We start from the raw sequence: 21,278 nt of genomic DNA on the forward strand, positions 1-21,278 counted from the left end.
CGGGCGGGCATGTCCTCCCTAGGTGATCGGAAGGCCCACGTAGTTCTCGGCCAGCGAGGTCTTGGCCGCCTCCGACGACACCACGTAGTCCAGGTGGGAGCGCTGGAGCCGCCGCTCGAAGTCGCTCGCGGCCGGGTCGGTGTGCAGCAGCGCGGTCATCCAGTACGAGAAGTGCTCGGCCCGCCAGACCCGCCGCAGGCACGCGTCGGAGTAGCCGTCCAGCAGCGTCTCCGAACCCGTCGCGTACCTCTCGGCGAGCGCCCGCGCCAGGACGATCACGTCGGACACCGCGAGGTTCAGGCCCTTGGCCCCCGTCGGCGGCACGATGTGGGCGGCGTCCCCGGCGAGGAACAGCCGGTCGTGGCGCATCGGCTCGGCCACGAAGCTGCGCATCGGCGTGACCGCCTTGTCGGTGACCGGGCCCTCGTGCAGCTTCCAGCCGTCGTCGGTGGCGAACCGCGCCGCCAGCTCGTCCCAGATCCGGGCGTCGGGCCAGGCGGCGAGGTCCTCGTCCGGCGCCACCTGGAGGTACAGGCGGCTCACGTGCGGCGAGCGGAGGCTGTGCAGAGCGAACCCTCGGTCGTGGTGGGCGTAGATCAGCTCGTCGGTGGACGGGGCGACGTCGGCGAGGATGCCGAGCCAGGCGAACGGGTAGTCGCGGGTGAACGTCCGCAGCTCCGGCACCGCCGGGCGGCTCACGCCGTGGAAGCCGTCGCAGCCGGCGATGTAGTCGCAGTCGAGGGTGTGCGTCGCGCCGCCGCTGCGGAACGTCACGCTGGGCGCGGACGCGTCCAGGTGCACCGCCTCCGCCTCGAACCGCACGTCGCCGCCGTCCGCCAGCCGCCGGGCGACCAGGTCCTTGACGATCTCCGTCTGCGCGTACACGGTGACCGTCCGGCCGGTCAGGTCGGTCAGCGGGATCCGGTGCCCCGCGCCGCCGAACCGCAGCTCGAGCCCGTGGTGGACGAGGCCCTCGCGGTCGAGCCGCTCCCCCACCCCGCTCTCCCGCAGGACGTCGGTCGTGCCCTGCTCCAGCATCCCGGCACGCTGCCGGTGCTCCACGTAGGCGCGGTCCCTGCTCTCCAGCACCACCGAGTCGATCCCCTGGAGACGCAGCAGATGGGAGAGCAGCAGCCCCGCGGGGCCCGCTCCGATGATCGCCACCTGGGTACGCATCGATCCTCCTCGTGGTCGGCGCCGCTCACCCGCCGATGCTCGCGCCCGTCGCGGCCGCTTCAGGCGCCGGTCTTCCGCTCGGCGGAAAACATGTCCGGATGCCCGTGCCAGTGCGCCGCCACGTCCCGCGACAGCGCCCGCGCCGCCGTGGTGAGCGGCGGCAGCAGCCGCCGCAGGTCGGCGCCGCGGGAGCCCGCCACCAGCGACATCGCCGCCACCACCTCGCCGGCACCGTCCCGCACCGGGGCACCGACGGACGACGCACCGAGCGTCATCTCGTCACGGGTGAGGGAGTACCCGGCGCGGCGGACCCGCTCGATGCAGCGCCGCAGCTCGGCGGGGTCGGTGATGGTGCGCACCGCGTACCGGGGCAGCTCCCCGCCCAGCACCTTCTCCTGCACCTCGGGCGGCGCGTACGCCAGCAGAACCTTGCCCACGCCGGTGGTGTGCAGCGGCAGCATGGCGCCGACCTGCGTGACGACCGGTACCGACCGCGTGCCGCGCAGCCGCTCGACGATGAGCACGCGGTCCTCGCGGAGCACGCCGAGCTGGACGTTGTCGTGCGTGGCCTCGTACAGGTCCTCCATGTGCGGGAGGGCCAGCTCGCGCAGCCCGGTGACGGCGGGGGCCTGGCTGCCGATGCGCCACAGCCGGGTGCCGATGCGGTACGTCCCGTCCGGGACCCGCTCCAGGAACCCGCCCGCGGCCAGCTCGCCGACGAGCCGGTGCCCGGTCGCGAGCGGCAGCCCCGCCCGCCGGCAGATCTCGCTCAGGTTGAGGCGGACGCCGCCCTGCGCGAAGGCGTTCAGGATCGCCATCACCTTGCCGGCCACGCTGACCGGCCGCGCCCGCTCCGCCCTGTGACCCGTCACCTGGCCCCTCCGCCCGGGCTCCCGCCCGTCACTCCTGCTCGGTGAGTACCCGCTGGGCGACGGCGAAGGCCGAGTTCGCGGCGGGTACTCCACAATAGATCGCCGTCTGCAGGAGCACCTCCTTGATCTCGTCGGGGGTGAGGTCGTTGCGCAGGGCGGCGCGCACGTGCATGGCCAGTTCCTCCAGGTGGCCTCCGGCGACCATCGCGGTCAGGGTGATGCAGCTGCGGGTCTTGCGGTCCAGGCCCGGGCGGGTCCAGATCTCGCCCCACGCGTACCGGGTGATCATGTCCTGGAAGTCGGCGGTGAAGCCGTCCTTGCGGGCCTCGGCACGGTCGACGTGCGCGTCGCCGAGGACCTCCCGCCGCGTCCTCATGCCCTGCGCACGGCGCTTCCCGTCGGTCATGCCCTCGCTCATCGGCCTGCTCCCCTCCGGACGCGGTCCAGATGCTCGGTGATCGCCGCGGTGACCTCCGCCGGCCGCTCCGCGTTCGCCAGGTGCCCGGCGCCCTCGATCACGGTCAGCCGGGCGCCCGGGATCCCGGCGGCGAGCCGCGCGGCGTGGCCCTCCGGCGGCGTGGGGACGTCCCGCGCCCCGGCGATCACCAGGGTCGGCGCGGAGATCTCGCCGAGCCGCGCGGTCGCGTCGAACAGGGCCAGCGCGTCGCAGCAGGCGGCGTAGCCCTCCGGGGCGGTGGCGCGCAGCATCTCGACGTACGGCTCCGCCCCGGTGAAGGACGGCGTGAACCAGCGTCCGGCCGCCGTGTCGGCGACCGGGCCGACCCCTTCCCGGCGGACGAGCGCGGCCCGTTCCCGCCACGGCCCCGGATCGCCGAAGCGCGGGGAGGTGCAGCACAGGACCAGCCCGGCGACGCGCTCCGGGGCGCGCAGCGCGAGGGCCGTCCCGACCGCGCCGCCGAGGGACACCCCGGCATAGGCGGCCCGGTCCACGCCGAGCTCGTCCAGGAGCGCGGCGATCCCGCCGGCGAGGCCCTCGACGGTGACCGGCCCGTCCGGCGGCGGCGCGCCGCCGTGGCCGGGCAGGTCGTAGCGCAGCACGCGCCACTCGCGGGTCAGCACGGGCAGCTGCGGCAGCCACAGGTCCATGGACGTGCCGAGGGACGGGCCGAGGACGACGACGGGCGCGTCCGGCGGGCCGTCCAGGCGGTACCGGGGCGGCGCGGCGGTCATGTGCGGCTCCTGCGGTAGGCGTCGAGGGCCTGGCCGACGAGGACGGCGGCGGCACCCGGCCCGGGGTCGCCGCCGAGCACGTCGAGCAGGTCGTCCAGGTCGGCCAGCATCAGCTCGGGGGACACCTCCAGGCCGTCGAGCAGCTCGGCGGCCGTCTCCGCGGCGCCGCCGGTGAGGCGCAGGCACTCGCGCAGCGGCTGCCACTCGGCGTGCCACTCCCCCGCGGGCCGCTCGTGCGCGGCGGCCTGCGCGGCGAGGATCACCTGCACCTGCGCCGGGACCTGCAGGGCCGCGGAGCGGATCAGCGTGGACCGCGCCGGGTTGCGCTTGTGCGGCATCGACGACGAGCCGCCCCGGCCGCCGCCCGCGGCCTCGGCGGCCTCGGCGACCTCGCTCTGCGCCAGCAGCCACACATCGGTGGCGATCTTGCCGAGCGCGCCGGCGACCAGCGCGAGCGCCGAGGCGAGCCCGGCGACCGGGGTGCGGCGGGTGTGCCACGGCAGGACGGGGCGCGCCAGCCCGGTCTCCTCCGCGTAGGCCGCGACGAGGTCGAGCGCCCGGTCGCCGAACGCGTCGAGCGTCCCGGCGGGGCCGCCGAGCTGGACGGGCAGCACGGCCGCGGCCAGCCGCTCGCGGGCCTCCAGGCAGCCGAGGAGCCAGCCCGCGGCCTTGGCGCCGAACGTCGTCGGCAGCGCCTGGCGGCCGAGGGTGCGCGCCGCCATCGGGGTGTCGCGGTACCGCGCCGCGAGCCCGGCCAGCGCGTCCAGGGCACGGTCGAGATGGGCGAGGACGACGTGCCGCGTGCGGGCCGCGACGAGCATGGCGCCGGTGTCGACGATGTCCTGGCTGGTGGCGCCCTTGTGGACGTGCTCGCCGGCGCTTCCGGCGAGCACGCGCAGGTCGGCGACCAGCGGCACCACGGGGTTGCCGGAGGCGCGCGCCCGGCGGGCGATCCCGGCGAGGTCGAACCGGCTCGCCTCGGCCGCGCCGGTGATCGCCTCGGCGGCGGCGCCGGGAACGATCCCGATGCGGGCCTGCGCGCGCGCCAGCGCGGCCTCCGCGTCCAGCATCGCGGTCAGGAAGGCGAGGTCGCTCGTGGCGGCCTCCGCCTCCGTGCCCGCCCGCACGGGGGACAGCAGACCCGCGTCCGGCGCGGGGCCGCGCTCCTCAGAAGCCAAGGAAGACCGTCTCCCCCTCTCCCTGCAGGCGCACGTCGAACCGGTACTCCCGCTCGTCCTCGCGTTCGGCGACCAGGGTGCCGCGGCGGTCCTCCGGGACGGCGCCGAGCAGCGGGTCGCCCGCGCGGGCGGCCTCGTCCTCGGGGAAGTAGAGGCGGGTGAAGACGGGCTTGAGCAGCCCCCGGGCGAAGACCAGCACGGCGATGTAGGGGGCGCCGTCGCCGACCGCGCCGGGCTTGACGGTGCTGAACCAGTAGCCGCCGGCCGCGTCGGTGCCGCACCGGCCGAAGCCGGAGAACCCGTGCCCGGCCCGCGCGATCCCGCCGGGCCGCCGCGGGATCTCGCCGTCCCCGTCGGCCTGCCAGATTTCCAGCAGCGCGTCCGGCACCGGCTCGCCCGCGCCGTCCAGCACCCGCCCGCGGATGCTGATCGCGTCGGGCCGCCACGGGGGGACGACCTCCGGCCCCGCCGCGTACGGGAGCGCGAAGCCGAAGAAGGGGCCGACCGTCTGGGACGGCGTGGTGAGGGAAGGCGTGCTCATTCAGGCCTCCATCGGGGTGTCGCCGAGGACGATGTCCCACTGGTAGCCAAGCGCCCATTCCGGGACGGTGGTGTCCAGGTCGAACCGGGAGACGAGCATCTCCCGGGCCTTCTCGTCCGGGATCGACTGGAAGATCGGGTCGTAGGCGAACAGCGGGTCGCCGGGGAAGTACATCTGGGTGACGAGCCGCTGGGTGAACGCGGTGCCGAAGACCGAGAAGTGGATGTGCGCGGGCCGCCAGGCGTTGCGGTGGTTGCCCCACGGGTAGGCGCCGGGCTTGATCGTGACGAACCGGTAGCGGCCGTCGTCGTCGGTGAGGCAGCGCCCGGCCCCGGTGAAGTTCGGGTCGAGCGGCGCCGGGTGGACGTCGCCGAGGTGGTCGTAGCGGCCCGCGGCGTTCGCCTGCCAGATCTCCACGAGGGCGCCCCGCACCGGGCGCCCGGCGCCGTCCAGCACCCGGCCGGTCACGATGATCCGCTCGCCGAGGGGCTCGCCGCTGTGCTGGGCGGTGAGGTCCTCGTCCCGACGGCCGAGCTCCTGGTGGCCGAAGACGGGGGAGGTCAGCTCGACGCTGTCCGGGCCGAGCTTCGGCATGATCAGCTCTTGCGAGGGCGCGCGGAGCACAGTGCTCTTGTATCCCGGGTACAGGTACGGCGGATGCGTCATGCGCTCTTTCCCTTCTGTCCGGCGGACGTACCCATGGGACCGCCGCCGACCACCACACTGGCAGCCCGCACCGCGCGCCCCGGCACCGGGTTTCCGGTCAGCGGAAGGGAAGGGGGCGTGATCAGAGCCGCTCGGGGAGCCCGAACACGGGGAACAGGCTCGTGTCGAAGAACACCGAGACGTGCGTGACGCCCTCGTCGGTGATGCTCAGCACCTGCAGCTGGTACGGGCTGTGGACGCCGTTCTCGTCGAGCTTGTACATCCCGAACGCCGGCTGCCCGTTCGCGGCGGCGGGGACCATCCTGATGTCGCCGGGGGCGGGGCGGCACTGGGCGATGATGAGGCGGACGACGTGGTCGGCGCCGACGAACCACTCGGGGAACGGCGGCATCTCCCAGACGACGTCCTTCTTGAACAGCTCGATGAGCCCGGTGATGTCGGCGTCCTCGAACGCCTTGGCGTAGCGCTCCAGCAGGTCGCGCTGGTCGGGGTCGGTGGGCTCGATCAGCTCGTCCCGGACGGGGGCGTGCTCCTCGAGCTGCGCCCGCGCGCGCTGCAGCGCGCTGTTGACCGCGGCGGTGGAGGTGTCGAGCAGCTCGGCGACCTCGGCGGCCTTCCACTTCAGCACGTCCCGCAGGATCAGCACGACCCGCTGCTTGGCGGGCAGGTGCTGCATGGCGGCGATGAGCGCCAGCCGGGTGCTCTCCCGGGCGGCGACGATCGTGGCGGGGTCGGCGGCGTCGGCGCCGAGGACGCCGTCGGGGGCCGGCTCCAGCCAGGGCACCTCGTCGGAGGCCACGACGGGCCGCTCCGGCTCGTCGCTCGGACCGCCGAGCCCGGTCGGCATGGGCCGCCGGCCGCGCTGGTCGATCGCGGTCAGGCAGACGTTCGTGGCGATCCGGTACAGCCACGTCCGCAGCGAGGACCGGCCCTCGAAGTCGCCGTAGGAGCGCCAGGCCCGCAGGTAGGTCTCCTGCACGAGGTCTTCGGCGTCGTGGATCGAGCCGAGCATCCGGTAGCAGTGCGCCAGCAGCTCGCGCCGGTAGGGGTCGGCGAGCTTCTGGAAGTCGCGGTCTGTCTCGATGGTGCTGTTCGCCATGGTGGTCGTCACCTCTGCTCGGCGGTATCGCCCGGACGGCGGGCCCCGTCGCCCCCGACCGTAGGCGACCCCACCGACAGAACACGTGCGTCGCCTTCGATGGTACGCCCGTCACCCCGGCCGAGCAGCGGTTCCAGCAGGCTCCTCGCCTCGCCGGCCGAGGTCCGGTCCCCGGTCCGGCGGCAGACGATCTCCGCCTGCGCGAGATGCTCGCGCGCCTCCCCGGGCCGGCCGAGCGCCAGGTGGATCCGGCCGAGGAGCAGCAGGCTCCGGCCGCGGCCCCACCGGTCGCCGATGCCGGCCTGGATCTCCAGGGCGCTCAGCGCGTGGCGGCGCGCCTCCTCGTGGTCCCCGGCGTCGACGTGCGCCCGGGCGATGTTGTCGAGGGTGTCGGCCGCGCCGCGCCGGTCGTCGATCTCGTACCGGATGGCCAGCGCCCTGCGCGCGTAGCCGAGCGCCTCGCCGGTGTCGCCGAGCCGCCGCTTGAGCCGGGCCATCGTGTTGAGGCTGTCGCCCTCGCCGCGCCGGTCGCCGATCTCGCGGCGGAGCGCCAGGGCCCGGGTCACGTGTTCGAGCGCCTCGGAGTACCGCCCCGCGTTGCGGTGGATGCGGGCGAGCAGGTCGAGGTCCTCGCCCTCCCCGTACTGGTCGGCGGTCTCGCGGTGGAGGCGCAGCGCCGCGCGGCCCGCGGCGAGGGCGGCGTCCTCCTCGCCGAGCCGCCACCTGGCGTGGGCCAGGGTGTTCAGGCTGTCGGCCTCGCCGCGCCGGTCGCCGATCTCCCGGTGCAGGGCCAGCGCCCGCTCGGCGAGGCCGACCGCGCGGTCGTTGCGGCCCAGCTTGCGGTGGCCGCGCGACAGGGTGTCGAGGCTCTCCGCCTGGCCGGGCCGGTCGTCGGTCTCGGTGCGGATGCGCAGCGCGAGCCCGGCATGGTGCAGGCCCTTCCGGTACCGCGCGAGGACGTAGTAGACCCCGGCGAGGACGTCGCGTGCCGCGCTCTCGGCGTCGAGGTCGCCGATCCTGCGCTCGATCCCGATGGCCCGGCGGGCGTGCCGGACGGCGGCCCGGAGCGCGGCCTGCCGCCGGCACACCCTGGCGAGGAGGATGAGGGTCCGGCCCTCGGCGGCCGGCGCGCCGATGGCCCGCTCGATCCGCAGGGCGCTCTTCATGACGCGGCGGGCCGCCGGATAGTCGGCCAGCCGGTAGTGGACGAACCCGATGGCCTCCAGGGTCTCCGCCTCGCCGTTGCGGTCGCAGGCCTCCCGCTGGATCGCGAGGGCCTCGCCCAGGCGCGCGAGCGCCTCGTCGTGGTGCCCGAGGTGCTCCTGGAGCCGCCCGATGAGCGCGAGCGCCTCGGCCTCCCCGGCGCGGTCGTCCATCTCCCGCTTCGCGTCCAGGACGCCGAGGGCCGTCCGCAGCGCGCGGGCGTACCGGGCCTGCCTGCGGTCGATGTGCGCCAGCGTGAGCAGGTCGTCGGTCTCCCCGTGCCGATCACCGGTCCGGTGGCAGATCTCCAGCGACTCCTGGGCGCACTCGCGGGCCCGCGCGTAGCGCGCGGTGCGGGCGTGGATGCGGGCGAGGACGTACAGGGCGTGGCTGGCCCCGGCGAGGTCGCCGATCTCGCGCTGGATCGCCAGGGCCTCCTCGGCGCGGGCGAGGGCCTCGTCGTAGCGGCTCTGGTGCCAGCGGACGAGCGCGATCTTGGCGATGCTCTCGGCCACCCCGCGGCGGTCGCCGATCTCGCGCCGGATGCGCAGCGACTCCTTGGCGTGCTGGGCGGCCTCGCGGTACCGGCCCGTGCGTATGGCGAGCCGGGCGAGGACGTCCAGCGTCACGCCCTGGCCGGGCCGGTCGCCGGTGTCCTGCTGGAGGCGCAGCGCCTCCTCCGCATGGCGGCGGGCCGCCCGGTGCTCGCCCATCCGGCACTGGATCCGCGCGATGGTGGCGAGGCTCTCCCCCTGGCCGATGCGGGCGGCGCGGCCGGCGCCCTTGCGGGTGTGCCGTTCGAGCGCGGCGCGGGCGTGGGCGAGGGCTTCGCCGTACCGGCCGGCGCTGCGCTCGATCTCGGCCAGGTTGTTCAGCGTCCTGCCGAGGCCGGAGCCGGCCTTCATCCTCCGCTGGAGGGCGAGGGCGGCCTCGACGTCGCGGCGGGCGTCGGCGTGCCGGCCGAGCCGCCGCTCCACGAGGGCGATGAGGTTGAGCACGGAGGCGACGCCGTGCTCGTCCCCGATCCGCTTCCTGATGGCCAGGGCGTGCCGGGCGTGCCGCATCGCCGCCTGGTACTGCCCGGAGTCGTGGTGGAAGACCGCGATGGTGCAGAGCGACTCCGCCTCCCCGTACAGGTCGCCGACGTCCCGGCAGATCCGCAGGGCGCGGGAGGCGTCGTCGAAGGCCGCCGGGCAGTCCCCCAGGTTCTCCAGGACCTGGGCGCGCCCGAGCAGGCTGGCCGCGAGCCCGGTGAGGTCGCCGATGTCCTCCCGGACGGCGACCGACTCCCGCGCGCACTCCAGCGCCTCCTTCAGCCGTCCGCCGCGCCGCAGGGCGCGGCACATGCCGTCGAGGACCGCGCCCTGCCCGCGGCGGTCGCCGAGGCGGCGGCGGGCGGCCAGCGCCCGCTCGGCGTAGCGGAGGGCGTGGCCCGTCAGGCCGAGCCGGCGCAGGATGCGGGCGATCATGTCCAGCGCGTCGGCCTCCCCCGCGACGCCGCCCAGCTCCCGGTGGACGCGCAGCGACTCGCGGGCGTGGCGCAGCGCCGTCCGGTAGTGGGCGAGCCGCCAGTGCACCTGCGCGATCTGCTCCAGGGCCTGGGCGATGCCGTGCCGGTCGCCCTCCCGGGTCAGGACGGCGAGCGCCCGCTCGCCGTACTCCAGCGCCTCCTGGTAGCGGGAGCACTGGCGCTCGACGCGCGAGCGGGTGTTGAGGGCCCAGCCGGCCCGGCGGTGGTCGCCGAGCTCGGTGAAGATCTCGTAGGCCTCCTTCGCCTCCTTCGCGGCCTCCGCGTGGTCCCCCGCGTCGCAGTGGACGACGGCGAGCTGGTCGAGCATCAGCGCCTCGGGGTGCCGGTCCCGGGCGGCGCGCGCCGCGGCCAGCCCGAGCCGGTGGATCGCCAGGTTGTCGGCGGCGTGCTTGTCGCGCCGGAGCAGCTGGAACAGCGCGTCGGCGAACTGCCAGGCCAGGTGCGCCCCGGCGCCCTCGGCCGCCCGCCGGGCGACGGCGATGACGGCCACCCGCTCCCGCTCGAACCAGGCGAGCGCCGGCTCGGCCGGGCGCGGGGCTCCCCCCGCCGCCCCGGACGCCGGCCCGCCCGCCGTGGGCGCGATCGCCGCGGCCGCCTCGCGCAGCCGGGTCAGGTACCAGCGCTTGAGCCGCCCGGCGGCCGCCTCGGCCCCCGGCCCGTCCTCGCGGGCGAGCCGCTCCGCGGCGTACTCCGCCAGCAGTTCGTGCAGGCGGAACCGGCCGGCCGTCCCGGGCTCGACGAGGTGCTTGCGGATGAGGCCCCGCAGGACCCCCCGGGCCTCCCGGACGGTCACGGCCAGGAGCGCCGCGAAGCTCTCGTCGCCGAAGTCGAGGCCGCGCATGAGGCCGAGCAGCCTGAACGCGTCCTGCTCGCGGTCCGTTAAGTTGTCGTAGGACAGGTCGAACGCGGAGCGCAGGGCGAGCTCGGGATCGCCGTCGAGCGCCAGGGCGTCCAGCCTGCCCCCGCACGTCAGCTCCCCGACGAGGGAGGCGACGGAGTCGAAGGGGCCCGCCTCCAGCCCGACCGCGGCGATCCTGATCGCCAGCGGCAGCCGGGCGCAGGACTCCGCGAGGTCGGCCATCGCCCGCGGTTCCCGCCTGCCGCGCTCGCCGCCGAGCAGCCGGGCGAGGAGCCGCCACGAGTCGGCGATGGACAGCGGTCCGACCGGGATCGAGACGGCGCCGAAGCGGGCGCTCAGCGCCTCCAGCCGCGTCCGCCCGGTGACCACGACGAGTGACCCGGCGCCGCCCGGGACCAGCGGCACGACCTGGTCGGCGTCCGCCGCGTCGTCGAGGACGACGAGGACGCGGCGGTCGGCGACCAGGGAGCGGAAGAGCGCGGCGCACCGGGCCTCGTCGGACGGGATGTCGCGGGCCGCGACGCCGAGGTCCTCCAGGAACCGCCGCAGCGCCCGTCCGGGCGTCCGCGCTGCCGGCCCGTCCATGCCCAGGAAGAACTGGTCGTCGAAGCGGCCCGCGTGCTGGTGGGCCCAGTGCAGGGCGAGCGCGGTCTTCCCGGCGCCCGCCATCCCGTGGATGTGCGCCACGGTCGCCGAGCCGCGCTCCCGGGCCGAGGCGAAGGCGGCGTCCAGCGCGGCGAGCTCCTCCTCCCGCCCGACGAAGTCGCGGGGCGCCGCGGGAAGCTGGCGGATCGGCGGCGCGAACCGCGGCGCCGGATAGTGCACGATCTTGTCGCCCGCGACGAGGTCGTCGGCGTGGACCTGGTCGTGGAAGCAGGCGGTCGGGCGGGGCGCCGGTGCGTGCGGGCTGTCCGGCGCGGTCTCCGCGCCGTCGTCGGGGTCCGTGGCGTCGATCACGTCGCCTCCTCATGGCCGGGTGCGGCCTCACCTGTCATGAGCGGGGTCCTCCTCAGCAGACCGCCCTGCCTGCGGCGATGGCAACGCCGCCCCGAATGCCCGTACAACCCCGTACAGCGGCCGTCACGCGAACGCCGCCGCCCGGGCACGGAGAGTCGTGGCCGGGAGCGGACGATATGTGTCATCCGCCCCAGACAGGGCGCCTGACTCCGTGTGTCAATCGGTGCGGCGGACGGCACCGGCTGACCACGGGGGTGCACATGGCGGCGCGCAACCCGGCGGAAGACGGGACGGGCGGACCCGACCCCCGGCGGATCGTGACCCGGCAGGACTTCGCGGCGCAGCTCACCCTGCTCCGGGAGGCCGCGGGCCTGACCGTCCGGCAGGTCGCGCGGGCGTCCGGGATCCCCGACGCGAGCGCCGGCGACTACTTCGCCGGCCGCCACCTTCCGCCGCCGCGGCCCGACCGGCTCCCGGCGCTGCTGCGCGCCTGCGGGGTGACCGGCGCCGAGGCCGAGTCCTGGCTGGACGCGCTGCGCAGGGTCCGGCGGACGCCGGGACGCCGGCCCGCGGTCGTCCCGTACCGCGGCCTCGCCCGCTTCGAGTCCGAGGACGCCGCCTGGTACTTCGGCCGCGAGACCCTGACGGCCGCCCTGGTGGAGCGCGTCCGTGACCTCGACGGCAAGGGCGCCCTCGTGGTCGTCGGGCCGTCCGGCGCCGGGAAGTCGTCCCTCATCAGGGCGGGGTTGATCCCGGCTCTGCGGGACGAGGCCGACGCCGTCCTGCGCACCGCGGGCGAGATCGACGCCGCGGCGCTGGCGGCGCTGCGCGCACGGCCCTCCGCGGTGCTGGCCGTCGACCAGTTCGAGGAGATCCTCGCCGATCGCGCCCCCGCCGGCGAGGAGGACCTGATCACCGGGCTGCTGGGGCTCCCCGCCGCGGTCGTCCTCGCGCTCCGGGCCGACTTCTACGGGCGGGCGCTGCGCCATCCGGGGCTTGCCGAGGTGCTCCAGACCGGCCAGGTGCTCGTGACCCCCATGAACGAGGACGAGCTGCGCCGGGCGATCGTCATGCCGGCGCAGCGGGCCGGGCTGGAGCTGGAGCCGGGCCTGGTCGACCTGCTGCTGCGCGAGGTGAGCCCGGCGCCGGGAGCCGCACCTGGCGCCGCGCACGACGCGGGGACGCTGCCGCTGCTGTCGCACGCCCTGCTGTCGACGTGGGAGCGGCGGCGGCACGGGATGCTCACGATCGCCGACTACCGGGACAGCGGCGGGATCCACGGGGCCGTCGCCGCCACCGCGGAGGAGGCCTACCGGAGCCTCGGCGAGGACGAGCGGCAGGTCGCCAGGCGGCTGTTCCTGCGGCTGGTGCACCTCACCGGCGACACCGGGGTGACGCGGCGGCGGGTGGCGGAGCGGGAGTTCGGGGAGGGGACGCGCGCCGTCCTCGCCCGCTTCGTCGACCAGCGGCTCGTCACCGCGCGCGCCGACGGAGTCGAGATCGCCCACGAGGCGCTGCTGGCCGCCTGGCCGCGGCTGCGCGCGTGGGTCGAGACCGACCGGGCCGGGCTGCGCGCGCACCGCCGGCTCACCGCGGCGGCCGAGGCGTGGGAGGAGTCCGGCCGCGACCCGGGCACGCTGCTGCGCGGGGTGTGGCTCGCCGAGAGCGAGGAGCTGGCCGCCGACCCGCGGCGCGGGGCCGGCCTGAACGAGCTGGAGATCCGGTTCCTGCGGGAGTCGGTGCACCGGCGGGAGGCGGAGGCGAGGGCGCTGCGCCGGCTGGTGCGGCGCGGGCGGCGGCTGATCGCCGTCCTGTCGGCGGTGTCGCTGCTGGCGCTCGGGCTGGCGGCGGTCACGGTGATCCAGCGGCGCGCCGCCGACGAGCAGCGCGACGAGGCGGTGTCGCGGCAGGTGGCGGTCGAGTCCGGCAAGCTGCGCGGCAAGGACGTCGCGCTCGCGGCCCAGACCGCCCTGGCCGCGTACCGGGTCTCGCCCACCCCGGAGGCCCGCTCCGCCCTGCTGGAGTCCTACGCGGGCCCGGCGGTGACCCGGATCGCCGGGCCGCGCGGCGTCCTGCAGTCGGTGGCCGTCAGCGCGGACGGCCGCACGCTCGCGACCGGCGGCGCGGACCGCGCCGTGCGGCTGTGGAACATCGCCGAGCGCGGACGTCCCGTGCCGGTCGGCGAGCCGCTGGGCGGGCACCGCGACACCGTGTACGGCGTCGCGATCAGCCCCGACGGCCGGACCGTCGCGGACGGCGGCGGCGGGGGGACGGTCATGCTGCGGCGGATCGGCGGGGCCTCCCGGGCGCTCACCGGACCGCGCTCCACCGTGTACGCGGTGGCGTTCAGCCCCGACGGGAGGACGCTCGCCGCCGCGAGCGCCGACGGGACGGTCCGGTCCTGGGACCCGGCCCGTCCGGAGGCCGGAGGCCGGATCCTCCTGGAAGGCGGCGCCCCCGCCCACCCCGTGGCGTTCAGCCCCGACGGGACGATGCTCGCCGCCGGGTTCGAGGACGGAACGGTCCGGCTGGTGGACATGGTCCGCCGCGGGCCCGCCGGGGAGCCCCTGAAGGCGGGCGCCAAGACCGTGTTCGCCGTGGCGTTCGGCCCTGACGGGAAAACGCTCGCGACCGGCAACGCCGACGGGAGCGTCCGGCTGTGGCGGGTGTCCGGTGCGCGGGCCGTCCCGTCCGGCGAACCGCTGACCGGCCCGAAGGGATGGGTCAACGGCGTCGCGTTCGCGCCGGACGGCCGGTCGCTGGCCGCCGCGAGCTCGGACGGCCGGGCCTGGGTCTGGGACCTCGCCGGGCGGGGCCCGCGCACCTCGCTGCCGCACCCGGGCCCGGTGACGGCGGTGGCGTTCCTGCCGTCCGGCGCGCTCGCCACCGCCGCGGCCGACGGCACCGCCAGGATCTGGGACCTGCCCGGCCCGGTCGTCCAGGGGCCCGGCGCCGGGATCTTCGCCGCGGGGCTCAGCCGCGACGGCCGCGTCCTCGCGCTCGCGAGCCAGGACGGGACCGCGCGGCTCTGGTCGGTCGCCGACCCGCGCCGGCCCGCGCCGCTGGGCCCGGTGATCCGGGACGCGGCCGGGGAGGGCGGCGCCTCGGGGGCGGCGACGCTGAGCCCCGACGCCGGGACCCTCGCCATCGGCGGCACCGGCGGCCCGACGCAGCTGTGGGACGTGCGCTCTCCCGGCCGCCCCGCCCCGATCCCGGCGCGGCTCACCGGCCCCGCCGGCCTCGTCCAGGGGCTCACCTTCAGCCCGGACGGCCGCCTCCTCGCCGTCGCGAGCAACGACACGAAGGTGCGGCTGTGGGACGTCCGCGACCCGCGCAGGCCGGTGCGCCTCGCCGTGCTGGCCGGCGCGACCAACTACGCGTACCAGGCCGCGTTCAGCCCGGACGGCCGCACCCTGGCCTACGGCACGGCCGACAACCAGGTCCTGTTGTGGGACGTGTCCGACCCGCGGCACCCGGCGCGGCTCGGAGGGCCCCTGACCGAGCACGAGAACTACGTGTTCACCGTGGTGTTCAGCCTGGACGGCCGCACGCTGGCCACCGCGGGCGCCGACAACACCGTGATCCTGTGGGACCTCGCCGACCGCTCCCGCCCGCGCCCGCTGCCGCGGCGGCTGCGCGGCCCGACGAACTACGTCTACTCGCTGGCCTACGGCCCGGACGGCGTGCTCGCCGCGGCGGCCGGGGACGGGACCGTCTGGCTGTGGGACGCCTCGGAGCCGTCCCGGCCGTCGGCGCTGGCGACGCTCACCGGCTCGGCCGAGGGGCTGTACTTCGACGTGGCCGACTCCCGCCGGCCCACGCTGGTGACGACCGGGGTGGGCCGGGAGGTCAGGCTGTGGGACATGGACCCGGAACGGGTCGCGGCGCAGATCTGCGCCGTCGCGGGCACGCCCATCACCGAGGCGGAGTGGCGTCGCCACCTGCCGTCCAAGCCCTACGACCCGCCCTGCTAGAAGATCGGCCCTGCTAGAAGATCGGCACTGCTAGAACTCGAAGCCGCCGGGGCGGCCGTTGCGGTCGGCGATGAGGCCGGCGAGGGTGGCGACGGCGATCTCCGCCGGGGTCCGGGAGCCGATGTTCAGGCCGATCGGGCGGTGCACGCGGGCGATGTCGGCGGCGGGGACGCCGAGCTCGGTGAGGGCCGGGATGTGCGGGGCCGGGTGCCGGGGGTTGCCCATGACGCCGACCCACCGGACGGGCTGGGTCAGCACGTCGCGCAGGACGGGGCCGAGCTCGGGCCGGTGGTGGTCGGTCACCACGACGTCGGCCGTGGCGTCCAGCGGCGGGAGGTCGGTCGCCCCCTCGCGCGACTTGTCGGGGTCGACGAGGAACGTGCGGTAGCCGAGGTCGGCGCCGTAGCGCAGGAGGTGGTCGGCGACCGGGCCGGCGAACACCGCGACCAGCGTCCGCTCCTCCGAGGGCGGCGGGACGTCGCCGTGCGCGACGGCGCAGGAAGGGTCGGCTTCGTGCGGTGTGGCCATGTCGGAAAGTCTGCCCCGCACGGCGGCGGCCGGTCCAGGGGCCGCGCCTTATCGCGAACAGGTGTTTCCAGAACGTAGAACTTCGGCGCTGGAACGGGTATGCCTTCTGTCTAGACTGCTGTCACCCGGCGGCCACAGGAGGGACCGTGATCGCGAGACCGGAGGGCGGCCCCCGCGTCGTGGTGGGGGTGGACGACTCCGCGGGTGCGCGCTGCGCGCTGTCCTGGGCGATCGGCGAGGCGCGGCTGCGCGGGCTGCCGCTGCTGGTCGCCCACGCCGCGCCGCTGCCCCCGCACGTGTCGGCGGCGGGGCAGCTCGGCTGCGGCATCACCGAGGCGCTGCGCGCGTCCGGGGCGGAGCTGATCGCCCGGTTGCTGACGGAGGTGTGCGACGGACCGCCCGACGGCGTGGAGATGACCGCGCTGGCGCTCGTCGGGGAGCCGGGGGCCACCCTGGTCCGGCTGGCGGGCGAGGACGACCTGCTGGTCGTCGGGCACGGGACGCGGGGGCCGTTCTCGCGGCTGCTGCGGCCGTCCGTGCGGCTGCACTGCGCCCGGAGGGCCCGCGCGACGCTGGTGTGCGTCCGCCCGCCCGCGTTCGACACGCTGCTGGAGAGCCTGACCGCGACGGACGAGGCGCCCGGCCACGCCCAGGACTCGCGGTTCCGCCGGCTCGGCCGCCGTCTGCGTCTCCCGCTCTGACGGGGGTCGGGCGCATAGGCTCTGCGCATGCGCAAGTACGTCATCGTCGGCCCGGTCGGCAGCGGCAAGGGGACGCAGTCGGAGCTGCTCGCCCGGGACCTGGAGATCGTGCACATCAGCGTGGGTGACGTCTTCCGCTGGCACGTGAAGAACCACACCAAGCTGGGCGCGCAGGTACGGCGCATCATGGCGGCCGGGGAGCTGGTGGGAGACGACCTGGCCGAGAGCGTCGTCCGGGAGCGGCTCGACCAGCACGACTGGAACTACGGGTTCGTCATCGACGGGTTCCCGCGCAGCCGCCGGCAGACGGAGTTCTTCCTGGAGAGCTACGACATCGACGGCGTGATCCACCTCGACCTGCCGGACGCGGAGGTCCGCCGCCGCGCCCTGGCGCGCCGGCTCTGCTCCCGGTGCGGGATGGACTACAACCTGATCGCCGACCGCCCGACGGTCGAGGGGCGCTGCGACGTGTGCGGGGGCGCCCTGGTGCCCCGCGAGGACGACACCGAGGAGGCGCTCGCCGAGCGGATGCGCGACTACCGCGCGCGGACCGACCCGATCCTGGAGCTGTTCGGCCGCAAGGAGTACGTGGTCACGGTGGACGCACGGCCGGGCATCGACGAGGTGCAGCGCGAGATCCGGGAGAGGCTCGGCCTGCCGATGCCGCGATGACCTCGCCGGTCCTGGAGCTGGACGACGACCGCGCGGCACGGCGCGGCCTGCGGCTCTTCCTGAAGCGGGACGACCTGGTCCACCCGGAGCTGCCGGGCAACAAGTGGCGCAAGCTCAAGCACAACATCGGCCCCGCGCGCGTGCACGGGACGCTCCTGACGTTCGGCGGCGCCTACTCCAACCACCTCCGGGCCGCAGCGGCGGCCGGAAGGATCTACGGGTTCGCGACGATCGGGGTGGTCCGCGGCGAGGAGCACCTGCCGCTGAACGATTCGCTGGCCTACGCCGCCGGGATGGGCATGCGCCTCACCTACATGGACCGCGGCACGTACCGGCGCAAACACGAACCGGACGTCATCGCCGCGCTCCGGCGGGAATGGGGCGGCTTCTACCTTCTGCCGGAAGGGGGCAGCAACGCGCTCGCCGTCCGGGGCTGCGCGGAACTCGGGGCGGAGGTCCCGGGCTTCGACGTCGTGTGCTGCCCGTGCGGCACGGGCGGGACCCTCGCCGGCCTCGCCGCCGGCCTGGCCCCGGGCCAGCGCGCCGTCGGGTTCTCCGTCCTCAGGGGCGGGTTCATGGAGGGCGAGGTCGAGCGCCTCCAGCACGAGGCCTTCGGCGGGCGGCGCGGGACCTGGCACGTCGAGGACGGCTTCCACTTCGGCGGCTACGCCAGGAGGACCCCGGAGCTGGACGCGTTCATCGGCGACTTCGCCGAGCGGCACGGGATCGTCCTCGACCGGATCTACACGGCGAAGATGATGGCCGGCCTGTTCGCGCTGGCCGGCCGGGGCGCCTTTCCCGAGGGGGCGCGGATCCTCGCCGTCCTCACCGGCCGCCCGGACGGCCCCTCCGGCGGCGCGGGACCGTCCGGCTGACCGTCAGGCCGGGGGTAGGTCGACCAGCGCGGCCAGGGCGGCGCGGTGCCGGTCGGGAGTGCCGAGGGCGATGGAGTCGGCCTTGGCGCGCTTGAGGTAGAGGTGCGCGGGGTGCTCCCAGGTGAAGCCGGTGCCGCCGTGCATCTGCACGCACTCCTCGGCCGCCTTGACCGCGACCGCCGAGCAGTGGGCCTGGGCGACCGCGACCGCGACCGGCGTGTCCTCGTCGCCGGCGGCGACGCAGGACGCGGCGTGGCGGGCGACCGCGCGCGCCTGCGTGACGGACGTCCACAGGTCGGCGAGCCGGTGCTTGAGGCCCTGGTAGGACCCCACCGGGCGGCCGAACTGGTATCGCGTCTTCACGTAGGCGACCGTGTCGTCCAGGCAACGCTCGGCGAGGCCGAGCTGCTCGGACGCCAGCATCGCTGCGCCGGTGAGCAGGGCCGTGCGCACGGCGGTCTCCCCCTCGGCGACGCGGCGGGCGGGCGCACCGGACAGGGTGATGTCGGCGAGCCGCCGGGTCATGTCGAGCGAGGTCACCGCGGTGCGGCCGGCGTCGGCTGCGTCCACCGCCCAGAGCGCGCCGCCCGCCGGGACGAGCAGGACGTCGGCGGCCAGGCCGTCGGCGACGCTGGTGACCTCGCCGGTCAGAGTCCCGTCCTCCACCCGGACGGTCTCGGTGGCGTCGCCGGGTCCGGTGCTGAACGGGACGGCCGGGACCGCGATCCGCTCCCCCGCCGCGAGCCGCGCGAGCAGGTCCCGCTCCCCGGCGGCCAGCAGGGCGGCGGTGGCGACCACGGAGCTGGTCAGGAACGGGACGGGCGCGGCGGAGCGGCCCAGCTCCTCCATGACCACGGCCGTCTCGCGCCAGGTGGCCCCGGCGCCGCCGAGGTCCTCGGGGACGGGCAGCCCGGCGCAGCCGAGCTGTCCGGCGACGGCCCGCCACAGATCCGCGTCGTAGGGCTCGTCCTTCTCGGTGGCGGCGAGGACGGCGGTCCAGGGGGCCTTGTCGCCGAGCACGTCGCGGACGCTCGCGCGCAGATCGTTCTCGATCTCGCCGTACAGCAGGTCGCTCATTTGGGCAGGTCCTTCCACGCCACGTCCTTGTCGACGCGGATCTCGCCGGGCAGGCCGAGGACGCGCTCGGCGATGATGTTGCGCAGGATCTCCGAGGTGCCGCCCTCGATGGAGTTGCCCTTGGCGCGCAGGTAGCGGTAGCCGGGCGAGCGGCGGGTGAAGTCCACCTCGGTGGGACGGCGCATCGTCCAGTCGTCGTAGCGCAGGCCGTCCTCGCCGAGCAGCTCCAGCTCCAGGCCGGACACCTCCTGGTTGAGCTTGGCGAAGGCCAGCTTGGCGCCCGACCCCTCGGGGCCGGGCTGCCCGGCGGTGAGCTGCTGGCGCAGCCGCTCCCCGGTGAGCCGGGCCGCCTCGGTCTCCACCCACGCCCGCAGCAGGGCATCGTGCAGGGCCGGGGTCCGCAGCTCGGGACGCTCCCGCCAGAGCCCGGCGACCACCCCGATCATGCCGCCCTCGCGTGGCGCGGCGCCCCCGCCGATCGCGACCCGCTCGTTCATCAGGGTCGTCGTCGCGACCCGCCAGCCCTCCCCGACCTCGCCGAGCCGGTGCTCGTCGGGGATCCGCACGCCGGTGAGGAACACCTCGTTGAACTCGGCCTCGCCGGTGATCTGCCGCAGCGGCCTGACCTCGACGCCGGGCGCGGTCATGTCGCAGACGAAGTAGGTCATGCCGCGGTGCTTGGGGACGTCGGGGTCGGTGCGGGTGACGAGGATCGCCCAGCGGGCCTCGTGGGCCATGGACGTCCAGACCTTCTGCCCGTCGACCGTCCAGGCGTCGCCGTCGCGGACGGCGCGGGTGGCGAGCGCGGCGAGGTCGGAGCCGGCGCCGGGCTCGCTGAACAGCTGGCACCACAGCTCCTCGCCGGTCCACAGCGGGCGCAGGAAGCGGCGCTTCTGCTCCTCGGTGCCGAACGCCAGGATCGTCGGGGCCGCCATGCCGAGCCCGATGCCGTTGCGCTCCGGGTGGTTGGACGGCGCTCCCGCCGCGGCGAACCGGCGGTCGACGGCGGGCTGCAGGTGCCGCGCGGCGCCGAGCCCGCCGAGCCCTTCGGGGTAGTGGACCCAGGCGAGCCCGGCGTCGAACCGGGCGCGCAGGAACTCCAGCGGCTCCATGGCCGAGGGGGCGTGTGCGGCGAGGAACTCGCCGACCCGCCTGCTCAGCTCGTCGGCGTCGGGCGGTGCTGTGCTCACAGGGCGAACCTCCGCGCGGGCGAGGGTGGCGGCCGGGCCACCCGCAACGAACATACCAACCGGTCGGTATGACCCGTCCAGCCTAGGAACCGCCGGGACGGCGAGTCAACCGCCCGCGCGGCCGGATCAGCCGGGCGCCATTGCCCGCGCCAGCCCCGCATGGTCGTGGTAGTCGCGGGACTCCACGACGAGCCCGTCCCGGACGCGCAGCACCTGGATGTTGGCGACCGAGAACGTCCGGCCGGTGGTGGCGGCGCGGCCCTCGTAGCCGTACTCCGCGACGATCACCTCCGGGTCGGCGGTGTCGTGCACCACCACGTCGCGGGCGCGCAGTTCCAGCGGCCCGGCGCCGGCCGCGCGGAAGTGCCGGTCGATCGTCGCGCGCCCCTCCAGGCGCGGCGGCGCGGGCGGGAGGGCGAACGGCTGCTCGACGACGGCGTCCTCGGCGTACAGGGCGGCCAGCTCGTCCCAGCGGCCGGCCGAGATGCCCGCGCTGAGCCGCGCGAACACCTCGCGGGGCGACGCGAGCCCGGGCCGCGCCATGCCCCCGGGCCGCGTCATGCCATCGCCTCGTCGAACGCCCGGTGGTGGGCGTAGTCGCGGGACTCCACGATGTGCCCGTCGCGCACCCGCAGCACGAAGATGTTGGGGACGACGAACTCGCGCCCCGTCTCGGTGTTGCGGCCCAGGTACTCGAACTCCGCGATGATCACCTCTGGGTCGGCGGTCTGGTGGACGACGACGTTGCGCGCCTCCAGCTCCATCGGCCACGTCGTCAGCCGGGCGAAGTGCTCGCGCAGCGCCTCGCGGCCCTCCAGGCGCGAGGCGGGATGGGCGAACGGGTGCACGACCACGGCGTCCCGCGCGTACAGCTGCGGCAGCGCCTCGTGCCGCCGGGCGGTGATCCCGTCGATCAGCCGCTGGAAGACGGCCCGGGGGCTGGCGAACTCGGACATGACTCTCCCCTACAATCGGAGTTCGTGCTCCG

Annotated in this window: 18 protein-coding genes; 4 read left to right on the forward strand and 14 right to left on the reverse strand. The window is 75.8% G+C overall.

Features of this window, described 5'->3' with window-relative positions:
- Positions 1–18: 18 nt before the first annotated feature.
- The 9 genes from ABGB11_RS09215 to ABGB11_RS09255 all read right to left on the reverse strand — a co-directional run bounded on the left by ABGB11_RS09215 (position 19) and on the right by ABGB11_RS09255 (position 11,273).
- Positions 19–1,176 carry a 4-hydroxybenzoate 3-monooxygenase gene (locus tag ABGB11_RS09215; protein ID WP_347630852.1) on the reverse strand — a complete coding sequence of 386 codons (1,158 nt, stop codon included), beginning with the start codon at positions 1,174–1,176 and terminating at the stop codon, positions 19–21.
- Positions 1,177–1,235: 59 nt separating this feature from the next.
- The gene (locus tag ABGB11_RS09220; protein ID WP_347630854.1) at positions 1,236–2,048 is read right to left on the reverse strand and encodes an IclR family transcriptional regulator; all 813 of its coding nucleotides are present in this window, start codon (positions 2,046–2,048) and stop codon (positions 1,236–1,238) included.
- 28 nt (positions 2,049–2,076) lie between these two features.
- The gene (pcaC, locus tag ABGB11_RS09225) at positions 2,077–2,466 is read right to left on the reverse strand and encodes a 4-carboxymuconolactone decarboxylase (protein ID WP_347630856.1); all 390 of its coding nucleotides are present in this window, start codon (positions 2,464–2,466) and stop codon (positions 2,077–2,079) included.
- The gene (pcaD, locus tag ABGB11_RS09230) at positions 2,463–3,239 is read right to left on the reverse strand and encodes a 3-oxoadipate enol-lactonase (protein WP_347630858.1); all 777 of its coding nucleotides are present in this window, start codon (positions 3,237–3,239) and stop codon (positions 2,463–2,465) included. The genes pcaC and pcaD overlap by 4 nt, the downstream gene beginning before the upstream one ends.
- Entirely contained in the window at positions 3,236–4,417 is a 1,182-nt protein-coding gene (gene pcaB, locus ABGB11_RS09235; protein WP_347630860.1) for a 3-carboxy-cis,cis-muconate cycloisomerase, read from the reverse strand. The genes pcaD and pcaB overlap by 4 nt, the downstream gene beginning before the upstream one ends.
- Positions 4,407–4,958 (reverse strand): protocatechuate 3,4-dioxygenase subunit alpha, encoded by a 552-nt coding sequence (gene pcaG / locus ABGB11_RS09240; RefSeq protein ID WP_347630862.1) that lies wholly within the window; start codon positions 4,956–4,958, stop codon positions 4,407–4,409. The genes pcaB and pcaG overlap by 11 nt, the downstream gene beginning before the upstream one ends.
- Positions 4,959–5,624 (reverse strand): protocatechuate 3,4-dioxygenase subunit beta, encoded by a 666-nt coding sequence (gene pcaH, locus ABGB11_RS09245; protein ID WP_347630864.1) that lies wholly within the window; start codon positions 5,622–5,624, stop codon positions 4,959–4,961.
- A gap of 121 nt (positions 5,625–5,745) precedes the next feature.
- Positions 5,746–6,723, reverse strand: coding sequence for a sigma-70 family RNA polymerase sigma factor (locus tag ABGB11_RS09250; RefSeq protein ID WP_347630866.1), 978 nt, complete (start codon positions 6,721–6,723; stop codon positions 5,746–5,748).
- An 8-nt stretch (positions 6,724–6,731) separates the two neighbouring features.
- Positions 6,732–11,273: a tetratricopeptide repeat protein gene (locus ABGB11_RS09255; protein WP_347630868.1), complete on the reverse strand. Its 4,542-nt coding sequence runs from the start codon at positions 11,271–11,273 to the stop codon at positions 6,732–6,734.
- 260 nt (positions 11,274–11,533) lie between these two features.
- Between ABGB11_RS09255 and ABGB11_RS09260 the strand changes: the two genes are divergently transcribed.
- The gene (locus ABGB11_RS09260) at positions 11,534–15,247 is read left to right on the forward strand and encodes a helix-turn-helix domain-containing protein (RefSeq protein ID WP_347630870.1); all 3,714 of its coding nucleotides are present in this window, start codon (positions 11,534–11,536) and stop codon (positions 15,245–15,247) included.
- Positions 15,248–15,277: 30 nt separating this feature from the next.
- Here ABGB11_RS09260 and ABGB11_RS09265 read toward each other — a convergent pair whose 3' ends face one another.
- Positions 15,278–15,775, reverse strand: a complete 498-nt coding sequence (locus tag ABGB11_RS09265) for an XdhC family protein (protein ID WP_347630872.1) — start codon at positions 15,773–15,775, stop codon at positions 15,278–15,280.
- A 146-nt stretch (positions 15,776–15,921) separates the two neighbouring features.
- Here ABGB11_RS09265 and ABGB11_RS09270 point away from each other — a divergent pair, with 146 nt between their 5' ends.
- Genes ABGB11_RS09270 through ABGB11_RS09280 form a run of 3 tightly spaced genes read left to right on the forward strand, consistent with a single transcriptional unit; the run spans position 15,922 to position 18,023 of the window.
- A complete protein-coding gene (locus tag ABGB11_RS09270; protein WP_347630874.1) occupies positions 15,922–16,476 on the forward strand; it encodes a universal stress protein in 555 nt (184 codons plus the stop codon).
- A gap of 27 nt (positions 16,477–16,503) precedes the next feature.
- Positions 16,504–17,148, forward strand: coding sequence for a nucleoside monophosphate kinase (locus ABGB11_RS09275; RefSeq protein WP_347630876.1), 645 nt, complete (start codon positions 16,504–16,506; stop codon positions 17,146–17,148).
- Positions 17,145–18,023: a pyridoxal-phosphate dependent enzyme gene (locus ABGB11_RS09280; RefSeq protein ID WP_347630878.1), complete on the forward strand. Its 879-nt coding sequence runs from the start codon at positions 17,145–17,147 to the stop codon at positions 18,021–18,023. Before ABGB11_RS09275 ends, ABGB11_RS09280 begins: the two co-directional genes overlap by 4 nt.
- 3 nt (positions 18,024–18,026) lie before the next feature.
- Here the strand turns inward: ABGB11_RS09280 and ABGB11_RS09285 are convergent, their stop codons facing one another.
- The 4 genes from ABGB11_RS09285 to ABGB11_RS09300 form a co-directional block, all read right to left on the reverse strand.
- The gene (locus tag ABGB11_RS09285) at positions 18,027–19,100 is read right to left on the reverse strand and encodes an acyl-CoA dehydrogenase family protein (RefSeq protein ID WP_347630880.1); all 1,074 of its coding nucleotides are present in this window, start codon (positions 19,098–19,100) and stop codon (positions 18,027–18,029) included.
- The gene (locus ABGB11_RS09290) at positions 19,097–20,290 is read right to left on the reverse strand and encodes an acyl-CoA dehydrogenase family protein (RefSeq protein ID WP_347630882.1); all 1,194 of its coding nucleotides are present in this window, start codon (positions 20,288–20,290) and stop codon (positions 19,097–19,099) included. The genes ABGB11_RS09285 and ABGB11_RS09290 overlap by 4 nt, the downstream gene beginning before the upstream one ends.
- 126 nt (positions 20,291–20,416) lie before the next feature.
- Entirely contained in the window at positions 20,417–20,851 is a 435-nt protein-coding gene (locus ABGB11_RS09295; RefSeq protein ID WP_347630884.1) for a nuclear transport factor 2 family protein, read from the reverse strand.
- The gene (locus ABGB11_RS09300; RefSeq protein WP_347630886.1) at positions 20,848–21,246 is read right to left on the reverse strand and encodes a nuclear transport factor 2 family protein; all 399 of its coding nucleotides are present in this window, start codon (positions 21,244–21,246) and stop codon (positions 20,848–20,850) included. Before ABGB11_RS09300 ends, ABGB11_RS09295 begins: the two co-directional genes overlap by 4 nt.
- Positions 21,247–21,278: the final 32 nt, after the last annotated feature.

The sequence above is a fragment of the Actinomadura sp. B10D3 genome (assembly GCF_039871695.1).
GTDB classification, from domain to species: Bacteria; Actinomycetota; Actinomycetes; order Streptosporangiales; family Streptosporangiaceae; genus Spirillospora; species Spirillospora madurae.